This is a genomic window from Mesorhizobium sp. M2A.F.Ca.ET.043.05.1.1 (assembly GCF_003952445.1).
Lineage (GTDB): Bacteria > Pseudomonadota > Alphaproteobacteria > Rhizobiales > Rhizobiaceae > Mesorhizobium.
Map to the genome: position 1 here is coordinate 3,916,071 of NZ_CP034446.1, position 18,806 is coordinate 3,934,876.

The following is an 18,806-nucleotide window of genomic DNA, read 5'->3' on the forward strand; positions in this document are numbered from 1 at the left end:
GATGACACTGACTGTCCTCAACGTCGCCTACCCTCTCGCGCCCGTCGGGCCGGATGCGGTCGGCGGGGCCGAGCAGGTGCTTTCGGCGCTGGATCGTGCGCTGGTCGAGAAAGGCCACCGTTCGGTTGTCGTCGCCTGCCAAGGGTCAAGCACGGCCGGCGTCCTGGTGGAAACACCAGCCGAGGCGGGTGTGCTCGATGAGACGGCGAAGGACCGTGCTCATCAAGCGCATCGCGACGCGATAGCAGCCGCCCGCGCGTGCTGGCCAATCGACGTCGTTCACCTCCACGGGATTGACTTCGACGCCTATCTGCCTTCCGACGGCCCAACCCTGGTGACGTTGCACCTGCCGCTCGGCTGGTACCCGCCCGAGGTGCTGGCGCCGTCACGCGAGGACCTGTGGCTGCATGCGGTCTCGCAGGCGCAGCACAGGACGGCGCCGGCGGGATCGAGACTTGCGAAGCCGATTCCAAACGGTGTTGATATCGAAGGGCTGAACGAGCCCCGGTCGCGGCGCAATTTCGCGCTGGTGCTCAGCCGCATCTGTCCCGAAAAGGGCATCCATCTCGCGCTGGAGGCAGCCAAGCGCGCCGGCGTGTCCTTAGCGATCGCCGGCCAGGTCTATCCCTACGAGACCCATCTGCGCTATTTCACCGACGAGGTCCGCCCCCGGCTCGATCGCCAGCGGCGCTTCCTCGGGCCACTCGGCTTCTGTGCCAAGCGGCGGCTGCTCAACACCGCACGCTGCCTGGTCATTCCCAGCCTTGCCCCCGAAACAAGCTCGCTTGTCGCGATGGAGGCGCTTGCCTGCGGCACGCCGGTCGTCGCTTTCCCGAACGGCGCCCTTCCCGATGTCGTCCAGCACGGCAGGACCGGTTTCCTCGTCAATGACGTCGAGGAGATGGCGAAGGCCATTGTCGCGTCCGGAGCCCTGGACCACGAGGCATGCCGTGCCGAGGCGCGTCGCCGCTTCCCGCTTGAGCGCATGATCACATCCTACATGGATGCTTACGAAGCGCTGGCGAAGCTTGGCACCCGTCGCGCCTTGCTTGGAACCGGCTGATGGGCGGTCTGTGCACCGAGATCATTCGTGACGCGAGAGCATTCGAGGACCTGGAGCCGCATTGGTGGCGGCTCTGGCGGCGGAGCATCTCGGCCACGCCGTTCCAGTCTCCTGCCTGGCTCATTCCGTGGTGGCGGACATTCGCGCCCGGCGACCTTGCGGCCATTGCAGTGTGGAGTGGAGACGTCCTCGCCGGCCTGGCGCCGCTCTATGTCGAAAGGCATGATCGCGGTCAGCGCCTGCTGCCCATCGGCATTTCTCTAAGCGACTACCTCGACATCTTGTGCGTGCCGGAACTGGAGGCGGAGGCTGGCGCAGCCATTGCCGGCGCGGTGCTCTCGCTCGAATGGTCGCAATGGATCCTGTCCGACCTCCCGGCTGATGCCATGTCGCTGAGCCTTGAGCTGCCGAATGCGCAAGAGTGCCGGTCGATGGCGCATGCCGCCTGTCCCGTGCTGCCGCTCGATGGTGATCGAACCCTGGCCTACTCGGTTCCGGCGAGACGAAGGCGACAGTTGCGCCGCGCCGAGCGGGCTGCTCGGCGAAGAGGCGCCCTTGTCGTCAGCCGCGGCGAGTCCGATCCGCAGAGATTTCTCGACAGGCTGATCCGGCTGCATGGCGCACGCTGGGCCGGTCATGGCGGGGGCGTGCTATCGGCCGCGGCTGTGGAATTCCACCGCAGGGCCCTGCCGCGGCTTGCCGATAACGGCCTGGCGCGATGCCTGACGATCGAGATCGGCGACGCCGTCGTCGGTGCCTATTACGGATTTCATCACCGCGGCCGGGCCTATGCCTATCTCGGCGGTTTCGATCCAGCCTATTCCGAGGAAAGCCCCGGCGCGATCCTGATCGGCCATGCCATCGCCGAAGCTGCCAACGAAGGCGCGCGAGAGTTCGATTTCCTGCGCGGCCGTGAAGGCTACAAATATGGCTGGGGCGCCAACGATCGCTGGACAGCGCAACAGATGTGGACGCGGGGCGCGCCGCCGTGACCCCCGCGAGGCAAACCGGCGCGATCGCCAGGCGCCTGCTGGAGGACTACATGACGGACGGCCTTTCGGTCGACAACGCGCTGGCCAGACTGGCCGTCTGTGTCGACAAGACGACCAGCGCGGCGCAGCTGGCGGATGTCGCCCTGGACATGCGCCCGAGCCATGTGTCCCGGCGATCCTGGCTGGAAGGCATCGCCACGATGCTGCGTGACAAGGCCGACGCCTTCGACGCCGTCCGCAGGGTCGCTGCCTGTGTGTCGCATGACCCTGCCAACGACGAAACGGCCGCCATGACTGTCGAGCGGCTGGCCGGCGGATTTGATAGGGCGGCCGCCATATCTCCGGCCGCCAGCGTGCAGCTGTCGTCGCTGGGCGACGAGGACAGGCTCTCGGCCACAACCGGCGAGATTGCCTTGTGGCTGGAACGGCAAGGCATGCTCGGCACCCGCAACCGCATATTGGACATCGGCTGCGGCATCGGGCGCCTCGAACATGCGCTTGGCGCCATGGCGGGACGTATCGTCGGCATCGATATCTCGCCCCGGATGATCGCCATCGCGCGCCAGCGATGCGCCGGTGTCGCCAATGTGGAATTCCGCCTGACCTCGGGCCTCGATCTCGGTGACTTTGCCGATCAAAGCTTCGACGGCGTGCTGGCTCTCGACAGTTTTCCGTACCTAGTGCTTGCCGGTGTTGCCGAGCGGCATTTCGGCGAGATCGCGCGCGTGCTGCGGCCTGGAGGAATGGCGGCAATCCTCAACTATTCCTATCGGGCGTCGCCGGACATCGATTCCCGCGATATCAACCGTCTTGCCCATGCATTTGGCACGGACGTCTTGGTCGATGGCGAAATGCCCTTCGGAAGTTGGGACGGCACGGTCTTTCTTATCCGCGTTGGCGGCGGAACATAACGCGCGGGCGGCAGTTCGGTCGCCGAACAGTTTCACGCGGGCAGCCCAGGAGAAGAACAATGGCAACCGGCGGTAAGAAGCATATGGGCCGCGGCAGCCAGGGCAAGGGCTCCGGAACCGGAGCGAAGACGACGCTCGCAAAGGACATGGTCGGCGAGAACGAGGTCCTGTCCAACCGGGACAAGAAGCAGCATACGGAGCAACGCGGCCTCGACGGCAACCGGATCAAATCCGATCAGTACCAGGACCACGCGGCGAACCGTCTGCCTAAGGAATGAGTGCATGCTCGCGGATCGCCTTTTGCCCCGAAATCCGATGACTGCGATCCGGAAATCCCACAGCTTGCGTCGAGCGCCTTGCAAAGGCCGGTCGGGTATGCCTCAGTGAGATCTGAAGGGGCCTCTATTGTTAAGAGAATGCGATGTCTCGCCGGAGCCAGCGCGATCTATGCGCCCAGGCAATCCAGAGCCTGGACCAGGAGATCGCGTCCCTGTTGACCGCCATCGAGCGGGAGAAGGTCCCTGACCGGCTGACCAGGCTTGCACTCGAACTGCAGAACGCGCTGATCGAAAAGCGCAAAGGCGATATGATGGCTGAGCGCGGTTGAAGACGTCGCGGCAAGGATGCGGCACTACTCCGAGACATGGCCGAAGGGCATTGGCAGTGCCTGCTGTCGCCGTGCCAACATGATCGGTGGAACATTAACATAAGTGAATCGTTGTTGCCGGTTAGGAGTCATCCCGATGGCGCAGGATGGCAGAACTCCGGAAGTGGACGAACTCGTTCGGCGGCTGGTCGCAACGACGGGCATCACCGAAACGCAGGCGCTTGAACTTGTTTCCCTGCTCGGTCTGAATTGGGCCTCGCTGATGAGAGAGGCGAAAGTCCTGAAAGCAACTCAGCGCCGGTAGGCTGCCTTAGCGTCTTGCGCCTTCAGTATCCCAATGGTCGTCCGAAAATTGACGTCGTCGCTCGATCAGCGCCTGCGGCGAGCTTTCCCCGAGGAACTCCAGAACACCGGCACGGGCGCGATTGAGACGGCTTTTGACGGTGCCGACAGCGCAACCGCATATCTCAGCGGTTTCTTCGTAGCTTACCCCCAGCACGCCGATCAGCACCAGCACCTCACGCTGATGGGACGGCAGTTTCTGGATGGCTCGATGCACTTCCTTGCTTTGGACGGACCAATCCTGCGACGGCTCCGAGATCGGCCGGCTGGAGGCGCAGTCAAGCAGCCCGGGCGCCTCCCTGGCCGCTGCCTTGACACGCGTGTAATGCGTGTTGCGCATGATCGTGAAGAGCCAGGACTTCAGCCGCGTGCCTGGCTCGAACTTGTCCAGGTTGGCAAGCCCCTTGGTCAGTGTCTCCTGCACGAGATCGTCGGCGTCGTCGGGCACCCGACAGAACGTTCGCGCAAAAGCACGCAAGGCAGGAATAAGATCGACGACGGAGACCTCACCGGCCTCGGGGTTCGACAAATTATGCTCTCTGGGTGACAATTTTCCGGGCCCAGCAAACAGGAGTGGATGAGATACAGACTAGGGAAAATGCCTGAGGAAAAGGAACGTTCCTGTTTTCCGTCGCTCGGCCGCAAACTTTTGGCCAAGGGCCCCACCCGCTCGCCTTCCAGACGGCAAAGCTACAGCGTGCAGGGGTGCACCAAAGCGACTGGATGCGCACAGCGGTCGTGAATCGAAGCGACCCACACATCTGATGAGCGGGATCGCTAAATCGCTCGGCCCAATCTAGAGGCCCCCAAATCTGGAGGATATTGGACGGATATGGCCCGATAAGCGATCCGAAGCTGTCAGCCGTCTTGAGTCAAATCGGACGGCGCCAGCGGATTCATGCGTTCGAGCGTGCGGTCCTTCAAAGCGAACTGATGCCAGATCGCGATCAGCGCATGCAGTCCCGCCAGCCACAGAATCAGCGTTCCGCCGGTTTCGTGCAGATCGGCAATCTCGCCTGGCGCGCCTTGCACAGATGCCGCCAGGCTCGGCAGGCTGATGCCAAGGAAGGAGACCGGAACGCCCAGCTTGGAGGCGGCATACCAGCCGGTCAATGGCAGCGCGACGAGGAGAAGGTAAAGGACGGCGTGCCCTGCACGCACCGCGAGATCGAGCCAGCGTCGTTGAGGGTCTTCGACGCGCGGCGCGGCGCCGGCCCATCGGGCGAGCAGACGAGGAACCACCAGCAGCAGCACGGCGAGCCCCACTGTGAAATGAACGTAGGAGGGATCGGTCCGCGCGTCAGGACCGCTCACGGCCGTGAACCACGCGACGATCACGAGCACTGCCGTCAGCCAGTGAATTGCGATCGTGATCTGCGAGTAACGATGCATGATGTTGCCTTCGACTTCCTTTCGCGCCCACACTCGCGCGAGCGCTCATATCTCATATGTTGCCGGCACCGGTACCGCGGCGCCGCTCCAAAAGCAGCTCTGGCTGGCAACGCTTGTGGGTTCAATCTGGCCTTTCGGTGAACGCGCCTTCAGCGCGCCATAAGAACCGTCAGCCCTGGGGCCTCGATCATGGACTTGGTCACGCCGCCGAAAATCCGCTCGCGCAGCCGGGAGTGGCCGTAAGCCCCCATGACCACGAGCTCGGCGCCAGTGTCGGTGGCATGCTGGCGAAGAACGTCGGCGACGGAATGGCCCGAACTCGGCAGGCGATCGACCGCGACCTTCGCGCCATGCCGGGAGAGATAGGCCGCCAGATCCGCTCCCGGCTCCGCGCCATGATGCCGTTCGTCTTCGATCGGATCGATCATGGCGATGCGGACCTCGTCGGCGGACGACAGGAGGTCGAGCGCCTCCCGCACGGCGCGCGAGGCTTCCAGGCTGGCGTCCCAGGCGACAAGGACGCGTTTCGGTTTCAATGTCGCGCGCGCTCCCTGAGGGACCAGCAGGATAGGCTTCCCGGACGAGAACAGGCTGCCCGCAAGGACCTTATCCTTGAGCAAGCCGCTTGCGAGCATCTCCGGTCCGACGATGGTCAGGTCGGCATAGCGGGCCCGCCGACCGATGATCTCATCCGTCCAAGACTGCTCCGGGTATTCGCTGCCGAGGTCGGCCGATACGGGGCCTTCCGACAGCATCCTGGATACCGCCGAGCTGCGCTTCTCCAGGGTTTCCATTTCGTCTTCGCGCTCCGCGAGCCAGGCCGGCGAGACCACCGCTGCGTATTCTCCGCCAGACGGAGGCGCCGCAATGACCACGACGAGCACGGAAAGATGCGCGTCGATTTCCTCGCACAGACCGGCGGCGAGCCTCAGATCACCGTCTCCATGATCAGGCCCTGTAACCGTGAGCAATGTCTTGAATGGCATGGGGGCCGCTCCTTGTTCGACAACACGGAATGCAGCCTTAGCGAGCCGGTTGGAATCCTTCCTTGCGCTGAATCAAATCGTCCCTCGCAAGATTGATCCCGGTCAACGTGCGTGCGCTTCGCATGGCTTAGCCTGACACCGATGGCTGGAGGCAGATCAATGAGATTTCGGATGACGATTGGTCTTTTCGCGCTGACGCTGAGCGCCGCGGCGGCGCAGCAGATGAGCAATGGACAGCAGGAATATCTGAATTCCTGCGCGGTCTGCCACGGCGTGGAAGGCAAGGGCGACGGGCCGATGGCCGATGAACTGCGCAAGCGCCCCGCCGATCTGACGACGCTGACGAAGCGCAATGGCGGGGAATTTCCCTACTGGAGGGTCTACGCCACGATCGACGGTCGCGGTCTCGTCCCGGCGCATGGCGAGCGCGACATGCCGGTGTGGGGCAACCAGTTCCTGCCTGACGACGTGAAGAAGTACGGCCCCTATGGCGGGGAGGCCGTGACCACGGAACGCATCCATAACCTCGCCGGTTACGTCCAGACGCTTCAGCGTTAGTGACTCCTGCGAGACCTCGGTCGGCGGGCCGAATGAGGATGCAAGCAAAGGCCAAGGACATACCCCAATGATCACCGAGAACCAGGATGTCGTGGTCGAGATGCTGAAGAACCCTGCCAGCCATGGCGAGGTTGGTCCGGTCGAGACGATCGAAACACATATTTCCCGGATCTTCCTCGTCGGGCGGCGCGCATTCAAGATGAAGCGGGCGGTCAAGCTGCCCTATGTCGACTTTTCGACGCCGGCGTTGCGGCTCGCCGCGTCCGAAAAGGAAGTGGAGCTGAACTCCGCAACAGCTCCCGGCCTCTATCTCGATGTCCACAGCATCACGCGCGCGGGAGACCGGCTTGTCCTGGACGAGCCGGGAGAACTGGTCGACGCCGTCATCGAGATGGTCCGCTTCGACCAGTCCAAGCTCCTCGATCGCATGGCCGCGGCGGGGGAGTTGACACCCGCGCTGATGACAGGCGTGGCCCGCATGATCGCGCACTATCACCGCGGCGCCGAAGTGATCCATGCCAGCAGCGGGTCGGCGAATATCGGCGGCGTCCTCGAAATCAATTCGGCCGGATTCGCGACAAGCCATGTGTTCGACCGAAAGGAGATCGAAACCCTCAACGCCGCGTTTCGCGACGCCCTTTCCCGCCATGCCGGCCTGCTCGACCGGCGCGAGGCGGCAGGTCGGGTCCGCCGCTGTCATGGCGACCTGCATCTGCGCAACATCTGCGTCTTCGATGGCGAGCCTCGCCTTTTCGACTGCATCGAGTTCAATGATCAGATCGCCACCGTCGATGTCCTCTACGATCTCGCATTCCTGCTGATGGATCTGTGGCATCGCGGTTTTCCGCAATTCGCCAATCTGGTGATGAACCGCTATCTCGACGACGCCGATGACGAAGACGGCTTCGTTCTCCTGCCTTTCCTCATGGCGGTGCGGGCGGCGGTGCGCGCGCACGTGACCGCGACGCAGGTCGAGGAATCCAGCCAGGATTCGACAAAGCTGATTGCCGAAGCGCGATCCTATTTCCATCTCGCGCAAACCCTGCTTGCCGAAACGCCGCCTCGGCTCGTCGCAATCGGCGGCTTGAGCGGCTCGGGCAAGACGACGGTCGCTGAGGCGCTCGCCGCTCAGATCGGCGCGCCGCCCGGCGCCCGTATCGTCGAGAGCGACCGCATCCGCAAGGCCATGCATGGCGTGGCGGCCGAAACGAGGCTGCCGGCCAAGGCCTACCGGCCCGGCGTATCGGAACGCGTCTACCGCCAGATAGCCTGGCTCGCGGAGCTTATCCTTGCCGAAGGCGGCTGCGTCGTCGCCGACGCGGTCTTCGACAGGCCGGAGGATCGCGACAGGATCGAGCGCGCAGCGGCGGGGACAAACGTCCCGTTTGCGGGATTTTGGCTGGCGGCGGACCCGTTGGTGCTTTGGCGCCGGGTCAGCGAGCGCAAGGGCAGCCCCTCCGATGCCACGATCGACATCCTTTCGCGGCAATTGCAGCGCGATGCCGGTCCGATGACCTGGCGCAAGATCGAGGCCGACCGCAAGGTGGCCGAAATCACGGCCGAGATGGTGGCCTCGGTCGAGGGCGCCGTTTCATCCGCGGCCGGCTTCAGGAAGACCGGATCATAAAGCTGTCACCCGCTTACAGGAATTCCAAGAAAAGTGTGCGCGGTTTTTCGTCAGCGTCAAAACAAGGAGATAGAGCGTTTCGCCATTTCCGTGAAACAGTGAAACGCTCTAGCGGACTTCCAGCGTCGCCACCGACAGGCCGGGCTCGCCCGGGTGGTGGGCGACCGAGAAGCCGAACTCCAGGCACATTGTGAGCATCTTGCGGTTTTCGTTGAGGATCGTGCCTTCGATGCGGCCGATGCGTTCGGCCTTCGCATAGTCGATGACCTGTTTCAGCAGATCCCATCCCAGGCCATGGCCTTGCAGGTCCGACCGCACGAGCAGCGCATATTCACCGCTCCTGTGATCCGGATCGCAGGAAAGCCGGCCGATTCCCGCCAGCGCTCCCGTGTTCTTTTCAAGCGCGACGAAGGCAATGTCGCGGTCGTAGTCCAGCTGTGTGAGCCGCTTGAGCATCTGGTCCGGGAAGTTCTTCCTCAGCGACAGGAAGCGCAGCCTGAGGTCGTCGGGAGAAATCTTCGCCAGGAACGCAGGATAAAGCGCCACGTCCGCCGGCATGATTGGCCGGATGTGAAAGGTCATGCCGTCCGACTGGAAATCACGGCTCCATCCCGACGGATAGGGCCTTATGGCAAGCGCCGGGTTCGGCGCCGGGTCATCCACCCGTCGCGGATCGATCTCGATACGCGCATCGAGCGCAACCACGCCTTCGGCATCGGCCAGCAGCGGGTTGATGTCGAGGGAGACCAAGCAAGGGAAGTCGACGATCATTTGCGACAGGCCATTCAGCGCGGCGATGATCGCGCCCCGGTTGGCCGGCTTGCGATCGCGATAGCCGGCAAGCAGGCGGCCTATCCTGGTCGCGTCGATCGCGTCTCCGGCCAGCACGTCGTCAAGCGGCGGCAGGGCGATCGCGGTATCGTTCACGACCTCGACCGCCGTGCCGCCGGCGCCAAACAGAATGACCGGGCCGAACATCGGGTCGAGATTCATGCCCAGTATGAGTTCCTGAGCATGCTTGCGCGCGACCATGGCTTGCACCGTGTAGCCGTCCGCCTTCACCTGCGGCGACCGCGCGCGCAGGCGCGTCTCGATCGACCGGGCGGCCTCGGCGGCCTTGTCCGCGGTCGCGATGTCGAGGACCACGCCGCCGACATCCGACTTGTGCGAGACCACCTTCGACAGCAATTTGACGACCACTGCTTCAGAGCTTTCGAGAAGCTCGCCGGCGGCCTGCGCCACTTCCGCGACGGATCCGGCGACGATGGTCCGCGGCACGAGGATTCCATAGGCTTCTATCGCCGCTTTTGCTTCCGGCTCCGTCAGCATGCGTCGCCCTTCGGCGGCCACCTGCCGGAAGATGGCGTGCGCCGACGCCTTGCCATCGGCCCGGTCGCCGCCCTGGCTCGAGGGTGTCCGCAGGAGCGCCCGCTGGGCTTGGGACCATTCGCCGAGATAGGACGCCGCGATCGCCGCGTCCTCCGGCGTCTCGAAGCTCGCGATGCCGGCTTCCGTCAGGACGCGCCGGCCTTCGCGCGCGGTATGCTCGCCGAGCCAGCACGCGAGAAGCGGTTTTCCGCCGATCTCGCCGTCGTCGCCAAGCTCGGCGACCTTCCTGGCCGCGTCCGGCGAGGAACCGAGCCCGGTGGGGCAATTCATGACCAGGATAACGTCCGTCCCCGGATCCGCCGCCAGGGCTTCGAGCGCCGCCCCGTAGCGCTCCGGCGCCGCGTCACCGACGATGTCGATCGGATTCGCATGCGACCAGGTCGGCGGCAGCGCACGGTCGAGCCGCTCGATCGTCGAGGGCGCAAGTTCGGCCAGCTCGCCTCCACGATCGACGATCTTGTCGACGGCAAGCACGCCGGCCCCGCCGCCATTGGTGACGATGCCGACCCGCGCCCGCTCGAGGGGAGCGTGACGGGCGACAGTCTCGGCGGCATCGAGCAGCTCGGCGAGATCATCCACACGCAGCACGCCTGCCCTGCGCAAGGCGGCGTCGACCACCCTGTCGGCGCCCGAAAGCGCGCCGGTATGCGTCGCGGCCGCCCTGGCCGCCTGCTCGTGCCGGCCGGGCTTGATCGCGATAACCGGCTTGAGGCGTGCCGCCGCCCGCGCGGCCGACATGAACTTGCGCGGATTGGGTATGGTTTCGAGATACATCACGATGGCGCGCGTGTGGAAATCGCCCGCCAGCATGTCGAGGCAGTCGCCGACGTCGACGTCCGCCATGTCGCCGAGGGAGATGATCCGGGAAAAGCCGACATTGTTCTCGGCCGCCCAGTCGATCAGCGACGTGGCGATGGCGCCGGACTGCGAGATCAGCGCAATGTTCCCGGGCCGCGCCGCCATATGGGCAAAACTGGCGTTGAGCTTCGCCGGGGGAACCATCAGCCCGACGGTGTTCGGGCCAATGATGCGCATGAGCGAGGGCTTGGCCGCATCGAGCATCGCCTGGCGCAGACCGTTGGCGTGATTGAGCCCCGCGGTGATGACGACGGCGGCTCGCGTCCCCTTCTCGCCCAGTTCCCGCACGATGTCGGGCACAGTCTCGGGAGGGGTCACGATCACGGCCAGATCGGGAACCCCCGGCAGATCGGCGACCCTGCCGTAGCAGCGGCGGCCGGCCACCTGCGCATGTTTGGGATTGACCGGCCAGATCTCCCCCTCGAAGCCGCCGCCAACGATGTTGTCGAAGACGACGCGGCCGACCGAGCCAACGCGCTCGGTCGCGCCGACGACAACGACCGATTTCGGTGAGACCGCGTATTCAAGATTTCGGATAGTCATTCTGGAGAACTCCTTGCCGCCACATTCACAGAAGGCGGCTGGCATTCATTGCGCTGGATCAAAGCGCCATCCGAGCCCCGCGGCTAGCTACTGCCCTCAAGCTGTCCCTGCTGGCGACAATCGCCATGGAAGGAGGATCCGATGAGCTATTACTTCAGCAAGAGCCTCGACATGCCGTTCGCGCCGGCGATCGAACGCGTCACCAAAAAGCTTGCCGGCAAGGGCTTTGGCATCCTGACGAGGATCGATGTTCAGCACACGATGAAGGTCAAGCTGGGCGTCGACTTCAAGCCATATATGATCCTCGGCGCCTGCAATCCGCATTTCGCATGGCGCGCGCTGCAGGCCGAGGACAAGATCGGCGCGATGCTGCCCTGCAACGTGATCGTGACCGAGACTGCCCCCGGCAAGACCGAGGTGGCGGCGGTCGATCCGATGGTGGCGATGGGAGCGATCGACAACCCGCAACTTGCCGCGACGGCAAAGGATGTCCGGCTTTTGCTGTGGGAAATGATCGACGAGCTTTGACGGCCGTCATGAACGAATCCGTGCTGCGGCGCGCGCTGCTGATCATCGCCGTTCTCGGCCTGGCGCTCGGACTGTGCGTCTGGCGAAACGGTATCGACATCGCCTCGCCCGATATGATCTGGACAGCGGCAACGCTGCCCGTCGTGGCGGCGCTTGCCATATCGATCCTGCGGGATTTCTGGATCGGCCGGATCGGCGTCGATGCCGTCGCGCTGGTTTCGATGTCGGCAGCGCTGCTGCTTGGGCAGGCCTTGGCGGCGGTGGTCGTCGCCATCATGTATGCCGGCGGCACCGTGCTTGAAGATCTGGCGCGCGGCCGGGCGGAACGGAATCTCAGGGCTCTGACCGACAGGGCGCCGCGTGTGGCGCACCGGAAATCCGCACATGGCACCGAAACTGTCGCGATCGACCAGGTGGCGGTCGGCGACGAGCTTCTGGTGCGCGCCGGCGAATTGCTGCCCGTGGACGGCGTCCTGATCGACGCCTCGGCCCAGCTCGATGAGTCGACGGTCACCGGAGAGCCCTTGCCGGAGCGGCGCGGCGTCGGCGACGCATTGCGCAGCGGCACCGTCAATGTCGGCGAGGCCTTTGTCATGCGGGCCTCGGCCATCGCCGACAAAAGCACCTACGCCGCGATCGTGCGCATGGTCGCCGCCGCGCAAACCGCCAAGGCGCCGTTCATACGCATTGCCGACCGTTTTGCCCTGCTCTTGCTTCCGGCCACGCTGCTGATCGCCGCCATCGCCTGGTATCTTTCCGGTGATCCGATCCGCGCTCTCGCCGTTCTGGTGGTCGCGACGCCCTGCCCGCTGATCCTCGCGGCGCCCGTCGCATTCATCGGCGGCGTGTCGCGTGCCGCCCGCGCCGGCATCCTCATGAAGGGCAGCGCGGCGCTGGAGGCGCTCGCCCAGATACGCACCGCGATCTTCGACAAGACAGGGACCCTGACGCTCGGCGGCGCCGAGTTGATCGAGATCGACGTCGCTCCAGGCCAGGGAACCAATGAACCGCTGCGGCTGCTCGCCTCGCTTGAACAGGCTTCGCACCACGTCCTTGCGGATTCGATTGTCCGCATTGCCCGCCATGGCAACCTTTTGCTTTCCCAACCCTGTGATGTCCGCGAACATCGGGGAGAAGGCCTTGAAGGTCAGGTGGATGGGATATCGGTCGTGGCCGGGTCGAGGCCGCTTGTTCTTGGAAGCGGACCATTGCCCAACTGGGCGGAGAGCGGAGAGAGCCGGTATCGCGACACGCAGGTGCTCAGGGTGTTTCTGGCCATCGATGGCCGCCTTGCCGCTGTTTTCACATTCGGAGACGCCATACGCGAGGATGCTCCCGGCACTGTCGAGGCTTTGCGTTCGGCAGGCGTCACCCGGATAGTCATGCTGACGGGAGATGACGGCGCGGCGGCCGAAAAGGTCTCCGCTTCGCTCGATCTCGATGCCGTATTTGCCGACGCAACGCCGGCCGACAAGGTTGGAACAGTGGAAGCCGAAAAGGCTGCGGCGCCGACGATGATGGTTGGCGACGGCATCAACGATGCGCCTGCCCTTGCCGCGGCCACCGTAGGCATTGCCATGGGAGCCCGCGGCGGGACAGCTTCGTCGGAGGCGGCGGACGTGGTCGTGCTGACCGACAGGCTGGAACCTGTCGCGGAAGCATTGCGTATCGCCAGGCGCACGCGCGGGATCGCCCTGCAGAGCATCGTCGTCGGGCTGGGGCTCTCGGGCGCGGCGATGATCGCGGCCGCCATGGGGCATATAACGCCGGTGGCGGGAGCACTGCTGCAAGAAGGCATAGACGTCGCCGTCATCGTCAATGCGCTGCGGGCCCTTGGCGATGGGCGTCTCGAACACGATCGAAACGGGAGAAGGTCATGACCCAGGAGAATCTGGTGGTTTGCACCAAATGCGGCGTGGTCAACCGCCTGCCGCCAAACCGAAACAGCGCCGAAGCGCAATGCGGAAAATGCGGCGCCCGGCTGTTTTCCGGGGTCCCGCAGGACATCGACGCTGCGAATTTCGACCGTCAGATCGGCCGCGGCAGCCTGACCGTCCTCGTCGACGTCTGGGCTCCGTGGTGCGGTCCCTGCAAGATGATGGCGCCGGCCTATGAGGCCGCCGCCAAGGTGCTGGAGCCTCACATCCGGCTGGTCAAGCTGAATTCCGACAAGGAGGAGGCCATCGCGGCGAGGCTGGGCATTCGCGGCATCCCTACCATGATCCTGTTTCACCGCCAGCGGGAGATCGCGCGCGTATCGGGGGCAATGAGCGCCGGCCAGATCATCAATTGGGTTCACGGTCATGTGCCGACAGACACCAGTTGAGCCCGCGGCAAGCCGATGCCCGTTTGACCTTGATCAAGGTCACCTCCGATCGCCGCGATAGGAATGGCCTCAAAGGAGTCTGCCATGACCAGCTTGCACGACCTCACCCCGAAATTCAGGAACATCCGCCTGCTTCTCGCACGCGAGAAGGGTCATCCCGAAGGAGAGCGCGAAGAAGGCTACGATGTGCTGGCGCCGCTCACCAACGAGGGACGGCTGGACGCGGAGGAGTGGAAATCGCACAAGGGCTTCTGCCGCGTCCGCCGCTTCCGCACCGGCGAGGACGATCTTGTCGGCCGCCTGCGGCGCAAGCCGGGCGGCCAATGGTATTTCGACTACGCCGAGGGCGATCGTGACGACGAGGTCGGCTTTCATCTCGGCGAGGAGCGCTTCGTCACCGGCGAGTACGTCTCGATCAAGCGCAACGGGGCCATGCACACCTACCAGGTGGCCCGGGTCGAGCAGCCATAGCGCAGCTCGGCAAGCCGTCCGGGAGAAGAATGTCGCGCTGCGTGCCTGTTTTCATCGGCCATCCCGACCCGTCCTGACCGACTCTGCCGGCCAGGAACGAACCGGCTGAAGCAGATAAGATGGCCGCTCCACGACCGTCACGGCTTAAGGACGGCGGCGCCACTCAGCCGGCCCATGCGCAGATCATCGAGCGCTTGGTTCGCCCGCTCCAGCGGATAGACCTTTGTGTGCGTGAGCACTCGGGCGTCCCTCGCGATCGGAAAGAACTCCTCGGCGTCCCGGCGGGTCAGGTTGGCGACCGACACCAATTCCCGTTCTTCCCACAGAAGCCTGTAGGGCATCGATGGGATGTCGCTCATATGGATGCCGCCGCAGACCACCCGGCCGCCCTTGCGGACAGCCCGCAATGCCGCCGGCACCAGGTCGCCGACCGGTGCGAAAATGATCGCGGCGTCAAGCTCGACCGGAGGCAATTCATCGGACGCCCCTGCCCAGGCAACGCCCAATGAGCGCGCGAATTCCTGTGCCTGGATGTCGCCAGGCCGCGTGAAGGCAAAGATCTCACGTCCCTGCCAGATTGCGACCTGCGTGATAATGTGCGCGGCGGCGCCGAAGCCAAAGATGCCCAGCCTGCGGCCATCGCCGGCCTTCTTGAGACAGCGCCAGCCGATCAGACCAGCGCACAGGAGCGGCGCCAGCGACACCGGATCGGCGGCGGCATCGAGCTCGAAGGCGAAATGCTCGTCGGCAACGACATGACTGGCGAAGCCGCCGTCGCGCGTGTAGCCGGTGAAGAGCGGCTGGTCGCAGAGGTTCTCGGCGCCGGCGTTGCAATAGGGACAATTTCCGCAAGTGTGCCCCAGCCACGGAACGCCTACCCTCTGACCAAGCCGGGATCGTGACACGCCTTCACCGACAAGATCGACGATGCCGACGATTTCGTGACCCGGAACGAGCGGCAGCTTTGGCGATGGCAAGTCACCGTCCACGACGTGCAGGTCGGTGCGACATACCGCGCATGCCTCCACCTTGAGCCTGATCTCGCCTGCCCCCGGCAAGGGATCCGGACGGTCGACCAGATTCAGAAGCGTACCGGGCTTTTCCAGCAGCATTGCCTTCATCACGCTTCCCCGTTTCTCGGAAGACAGACCGGAACGGACCGGCTTTCCCTCGGCACGAAAAATGAAACCGCACTGATCCGGCATCCTTTCCTATCGTGAGCGCCTTATCCTGTCCGGATACGGCCGGACATGACCATGCCTTGCTCGGACATGCTTCCTGGCGCGGAGCATTTCGAAATAAAGGCCTGCGGCGGCAAGATAGGCAAGACCGAGTATCCCGGTCCAGATTTCAATCATATCGGAGGTCATGGTCGGTTTCCCTTGGTTGGTCCGAACAGACAATGCCGAGGCAAGTCATGCCGGCCTTGATCGTGGTCAATCACGGACCCAGTTGGCGCACGGACCCAGTTGGCGCACGGGCCAGGTGGCCTGCTCGACAAGCCTGGCCCGGCCAGGTGATTTCGGGTCGCACTAAGTAGTTTCCCGTAGGGACATAACCGAATTTCGGCATGGCCGGATTTGGGCGATTGCTGTTGTCACAAATTCACTGGGACCACATCCATGTACGCTCAAGCCTCCGCCAAGATCGACCTGCCGTCCTATCTTCCCCATCAGAGCCCCGCGCCAGCCTTCGAAGGGCCGGCGACGCCGGTCAGCTTCTTCACGGCAGGCGCCGAAATCTATGCCCAGGGCGAAAAGGCCGGCGCACTCTATCAGGTCGAATTCGGCGCGGTCCGCATCTACCGCCTGCTCGCCGACGGCCGCAGGCAGATCAGCGCGTTCCACCTGGCGGGAGAGACCTTCGGTTTCGAGGCCGACGCCACCCATCACTTCTTCGCCGAGGCGATCAACGCGACCGGTGTCCGGGTCTTCCGCGCTCCGTCAGGCACGGACATGTCGCGTCAGCTCCTGCCTCTGGCGCTCAAAGGCCTGACCCGGGCGCAGGAACATCTCCTGGTGCTCGGCCGCCAGAACGCCATCGAGCGCGTCGCGGCATTCCTCGTCGAGATGTCGGAGCGTCAGGGTGGGTTGCGGCAGGTGGAACTGCCTATGTCGCGCAACGACATCGGCGACTATCTCGGCCTCACCATCGAAACCGTGTCGCGGGTCTTCACCCGCCTGAAAGAGAAGGGCGTGATCCGCCTGCTCAGCCTGCGCAGCATTGAAATTCTGAAACGCGACACGCTGCTGGCAATGGGTGAATGAGGCCATTGCGCCAATCCCGCGCATCAATCCTGAAAAGGGGCTGAAAATGAAAACCATGCTTACGACCCACACCGGATTTCGCTTCGAGGTACGTCGAGCGCGTCCCGACGATGAGCCGATCGTCGCCGAGTTCTTCACCCATGTGACACCGGAGGATTTGCGCTTCCGCTTCCTCGGAGCGGTGAAGGAAATTTCGCATGAGCGGCTGGTGGCGATGACCCGCTCCGACGATCCGCACGTCCATAATTTTCTCGCCTTCTCCACCGACGGAATGCTGATTGCGGTGGCGACCCTCGCCGCGGACCCGGCCGATCGGCGTGGCGAAGTCGCCATCTGCATCCGCGAGGATCGCAAGCATCTCGGCGTCAGCTGGGAGTTGCTCGGTTATGTCGCGCGTTATGCCGACGATCATGGGATAGAGACCATCGAGTCGATCGAAAGCCGCGAAAACCGCGCGGCGATCGAACTCGAGCGCGAGATGGGCTTCATCGTCACGACGGATCCCGACGACCCGACGCTCGTTCTGGTTCAGCGGAAGCTCGGCGCCTCGTTGCCGGGCTAGGGCAATTCCAGGAAAAGTGCGCAGCGGTTTTCCGCCCGGAATTGCGCAAAAACAAAAAGTTGGAGCAGTTCAGCGATTCCATCGAATGCTGAACTGCTCCAAAGCGGGTCGCATTTGTATGATGATATCGCCCGGAAGCGCCGCGCGCTTTCGGGCGATATCATTCAATCTTTGCCTTCGAAGCCGAGCAACTCAGCGGCCACCGCACGTTCCTCGTCGGCGGGAATGACAAGCACGTCGACCAGGGAATCCGGGGCGCTGACCAGTTCCTCGCCATGCGCGTTCAACTCCTTGTCAAGCGCGACGCCCAGCCATCCCGCGGCTTCGCAGATGCTCTGCCGGATCGCGGGCGCATGCTCGCCGATGCCCGCCGTGAGCACGAGGGTGTCGAGCCCGCCTATCGCCGCGGCAAGCGATCCGATCTCGCGCCCGACACGATAGATGAAAAGATCGACGGCGCGCATCGCCGCCGGGTCTTTCGACGCAAGCAGCGTCTGCATGTTTCCCGAGATGCCGGATACCCCGAGCAGACCGGATCGCTGATAGAGCAGCTCGGCAAGTTCGTCCGACGACAGCTTCCGGTCCTGCAGAAGGTGCAGGAGGATGCCGGGATCGATCGCGCCGCAACGCGTGCTCATGACCAGGCCGTCAAGCGTCGAGAAGCCCATGGTGGTGGCGTGGCTTACGCCTGCCTTCATCGCGCACAGGCTCGCGCCGCTGCCGAGATGGGCAACGATCGTCCGGCCGCCGGCGGCGGCGCCGTAACGGTTGTTGAGCTCGCTGGCGATATGGCTGTAGGAGAGCCCATGGAAGCCGTAGGAGACGATGCCTTGCTCCGCCATCTCGTGCGGCAGGCCATAAAGCCTTGCGTGCTCGGGCTGCACCGCGTGGAAGGCCGTATCGAAGCAGCCGACCTGCATGGTGCCGGGCAGGAGACGGCTGGCCAGGTCGACGAGCTCCAGGTTGATCGCCTGATGAATCGGGGCTAGCGGCTCCAGCCTGCGCAAGGCACCGAGCGTGCGCTCGTCGAGCAGCGTTGCGCGGACAAACTCCCGGCCGCCATGCACGATGCGATGCCCGACCCGGCCCACCCGGCGCAGGAGGCCGCGGTCCGCAAGATAGGACGCAACGGCTTCGAACGCCGTGCCGATGGAGATCGGCTGTTCGCCAAGGCTCCTGTCGAACGGCGGCGTCATTGCCGTGGGCGCGACGTGGAGCCGGGGCCGCTCGCCGATCGACGAGACGCTGCCACGCACCAGCAGATGGAGCTCGTCGCGCCATTGGAAGACGGCGAACTTCAGGCTGGATGAGCCGCCATTGAGGACGAGAATTGCGTCGGTCATGGCCGGCCGGTCCCCGCCGCTTTTGCAAGCCCGATCCTCTC

20 protein-coding genes are annotated in these 18,806 nt (G+C 64.3%); 14 read left to right on the plus strand and 6 right to left on the minus strand.

Translation table 11 applies throughout. The features are described from left to right. Position 1: 1 nt before the first annotated feature. From EJ069_RS19130 to EJ069_RS32830, 6 genes are all read left to right on the plus strand, one after another. Positions 2-1,063 (plus strand): glycosyltransferase, encoded by a 1,062-nt coding sequence (locus tag EJ069_RS19130; RefSeq protein ID WP_126062634.1) that lies wholly within the window; start codon positions 2-4, stop codon positions 1,061-1,063. Next, positions 1,063-2,055 (plus strand): GNAT family N-acetyltransferase, encoded by a 993-nt coding sequence (locus EJ069_RS19135; protein WP_126062635.1) that lies wholly within the window; start codon positions 1,063-1,065, stop codon positions 2,053-2,055. The genes EJ069_RS19130 and EJ069_RS19135 overlap by 1 nt, the downstream gene beginning before the upstream one ends. Then, a complete protein-coding gene (locus EJ069_RS19140; RefSeq protein ID WP_245456185.1) occupies positions 2,052-2,966 on the plus strand; it encodes a class I SAM-dependent methyltransferase in 915 nt (304 codons plus the stop codon). The genes EJ069_RS19135 and EJ069_RS19140 overlap by 4 nt, the downstream gene beginning before the upstream one ends. A 59-nt stretch (positions 2,967-3,025) precedes the next feature. Next, a complete protein-coding gene (locus tag EJ069_RS19145) occupies positions 3,026-3,244 on the plus strand; it encodes a hypothetical protein (protein WP_042647226.1) in 219 nt (72 codons plus the stop codon). Positions 3,245-3,387: 143 nt separating this feature from the next. Further along, positions 3,388-3,573, plus strand: a complete 186-nt coding sequence (locus EJ069_RS19150) for a hypothetical protein (protein WP_126062636.1) — start codon at positions 3,388-3,390, stop codon at positions 3,571-3,573. Between the two features lie 136 nt (positions 3,574-3,709). Further along, positions 3,710-3,877: a hypothetical protein gene (locus EJ069_RS32830; protein ID WP_189341686.1), complete on the plus strand. Its 168-nt coding sequence runs from the start codon at positions 3,710-3,712 to the stop codon at positions 3,875-3,877. A gap of 6 nt (positions 3,878-3,883) precedes the next feature. On the opposite strand, the gene EJ069_RS19155 is transcribed toward EJ069_RS32830, so the two are convergent. The 3 genes from EJ069_RS19155 to EJ069_RS19165 all read right to left on the minus strand — a co-directional run bounded on the left by EJ069_RS19155 (position 3,884) and on the right by EJ069_RS19165 (position 6,293). Next, positions 3,884-4,444 (minus strand): sigma-70 family RNA polymerase sigma factor, encoded by a 561-nt coding sequence (locus tag EJ069_RS19155; protein WP_126062637.1) that lies wholly within the window; start codon positions 4,442-4,444, stop codon positions 3,884-3,886. Between the two features lie 329 nt (positions 4,445-4,773). Continuing rightward, positions 4,774-5,307, minus strand: a complete 534-nt coding sequence (locus tag EJ069_RS19160; RefSeq protein ID WP_126062638.1) for a cytochrome b/b6 domain-containing protein — start codon at positions 5,305-5,307, stop codon at positions 4,774-4,776. A gap of 149 nt (positions 5,308-5,456) precedes the next feature. Beyond that, positions 5,457-6,293 carry a universal stress protein gene (locus EJ069_RS19165; RefSeq protein ID WP_126062639.1) on the minus strand — a complete coding sequence of 279 codons (837 nt, stop codon included), beginning with the start codon at positions 6,291-6,293 and terminating at the stop codon, positions 5,457-5,459. Positions 6,294-6,464: 171 nt separating this feature from the next. On the opposite strand from EJ069_RS19165, the gene EJ069_RS19170 reads away from it, so the two are divergent. Next, positions 6,465-6,851: a c-type cytochrome gene (locus EJ069_RS19170; protein ID WP_245456187.1), complete on the plus strand. Its 387-nt coding sequence runs from the start codon at positions 6,465-6,467 to the stop codon at positions 6,849-6,851. A gap of 67 nt (positions 6,852-6,918) precedes the next feature. Next, positions 6,919-8,478 (plus strand): bifunctional aminoglycoside phosphotransferase/ATP-binding protein, encoded by a 1,560-nt coding sequence (locus EJ069_RS19175; protein ID WP_126062641.1) that lies wholly within the window; start codon positions 6,919-6,921, stop codon positions 8,476-8,478. Between the two features lie 108 nt (positions 8,479-8,586). Here EJ069_RS19175 and EJ069_RS19180 read toward each other — a convergent pair whose 3' ends face one another. After that, positions 8,587-11,268, minus strand: a complete 2,682-nt coding sequence (locus EJ069_RS19180; protein WP_126062642.1) for a bifunctional acetate--CoA ligase family protein/GNAT family N-acetyltransferase — start codon at positions 11,266-11,268, stop codon at positions 8,587-8,589. 141 nt (positions 11,269-11,409) lie between these two features. On the opposite strand from EJ069_RS19180, the gene EJ069_RS19185 reads away from it, so the two are divergent. The 4 genes from EJ069_RS19185 to EJ069_RS19200 all read left to right on the plus strand — a co-directional run bounded on the left by EJ069_RS19185 (position 11,410) and on the right by EJ069_RS19200 (position 14,593). Continuing rightward, positions 11,410-11,796: a DUF302 domain-containing protein gene (locus tag EJ069_RS19185; protein WP_126062643.1), complete on the plus strand. Its 387-nt coding sequence runs from the start codon at positions 11,410-11,412 to the stop codon at positions 11,794-11,796. Between the two features lie 8 nt (positions 11,797-11,804). Beyond that, the gene (locus EJ069_RS19190; RefSeq protein WP_126062644.1) at positions 11,805-13,676 is read left to right on the plus strand and encodes a heavy metal translocating P-type ATPase; all 1,872 of its coding nucleotides are present in this window, start codon (positions 11,805-11,807) and stop codon (positions 13,674-13,676) included. Further along, positions 13,673-14,122, plus strand: coding sequence for a thioredoxin TrxC (gene trxC / locus EJ069_RS19195; RefSeq protein ID WP_126062645.1), 450 nt, complete (start codon positions 13,673-13,675; stop codon positions 14,120-14,122). The genes EJ069_RS19190 and trxC overlap by 4 nt, the downstream gene beginning before the upstream one ends. An 84-nt stretch (positions 14,123-14,206) precedes the next feature. Then, positions 14,207-14,593: a hypothetical protein gene (locus EJ069_RS19200; protein ID WP_126062646.1), complete on the plus strand. Its 387-nt coding sequence runs from the start codon at positions 14,207-14,209 to the stop codon at positions 14,591-14,593. 137 nt (positions 14,594-14,730) lie between these two features. On the opposite strand, the gene EJ069_RS19205 is transcribed toward EJ069_RS19200, so the two are convergent. Beyond that, positions 14,731-15,714: a zinc-dependent alcohol dehydrogenase family protein gene (locus tag EJ069_RS19205; RefSeq protein WP_126062647.1), complete on the minus strand. Its 984-nt coding sequence runs from the start codon at positions 15,712-15,714 to the stop codon at positions 14,731-14,733. Between the two features lie 501 nt (positions 15,715-16,215). Between EJ069_RS19205 and EJ069_RS19210 the strand changes: the two genes are divergently transcribed. Further along, complete coding sequence (locus tag EJ069_RS19210; RefSeq protein ID WP_126062648.1) at positions 16,216-16,860, plus strand: helix-turn-helix domain-containing protein; 645 nt, start codon at positions 16,216-16,218, stop codon at positions 16,858-16,860. Positions 16,861-16,906: 46 nt separating this feature from the next. Further along, positions 16,907-17,422 (plus strand): GNAT family N-acetyltransferase, encoded by a 516-nt coding sequence (locus EJ069_RS19215; RefSeq protein ID WP_126062649.1) that lies wholly within the window; start codon positions 16,907-16,909, stop codon positions 17,420-17,422. Positions 17,423-17,586: 164 nt separating this feature from the next. Here EJ069_RS19215 and EJ069_RS19220 read toward each other — a convergent pair whose 3' ends face one another. Then, positions 17,587-18,765 carry an acetate/propionate family kinase gene (locus tag EJ069_RS19220; protein ID WP_126062650.1) on the minus strand — a complete coding sequence of 393 codons (1,179 nt, stop codon included), beginning with the start codon at positions 18,763-18,765 and terminating at the stop codon, positions 17,587-17,589. Positions 18,766-18,806 lie beyond the last annotated feature (41 nt).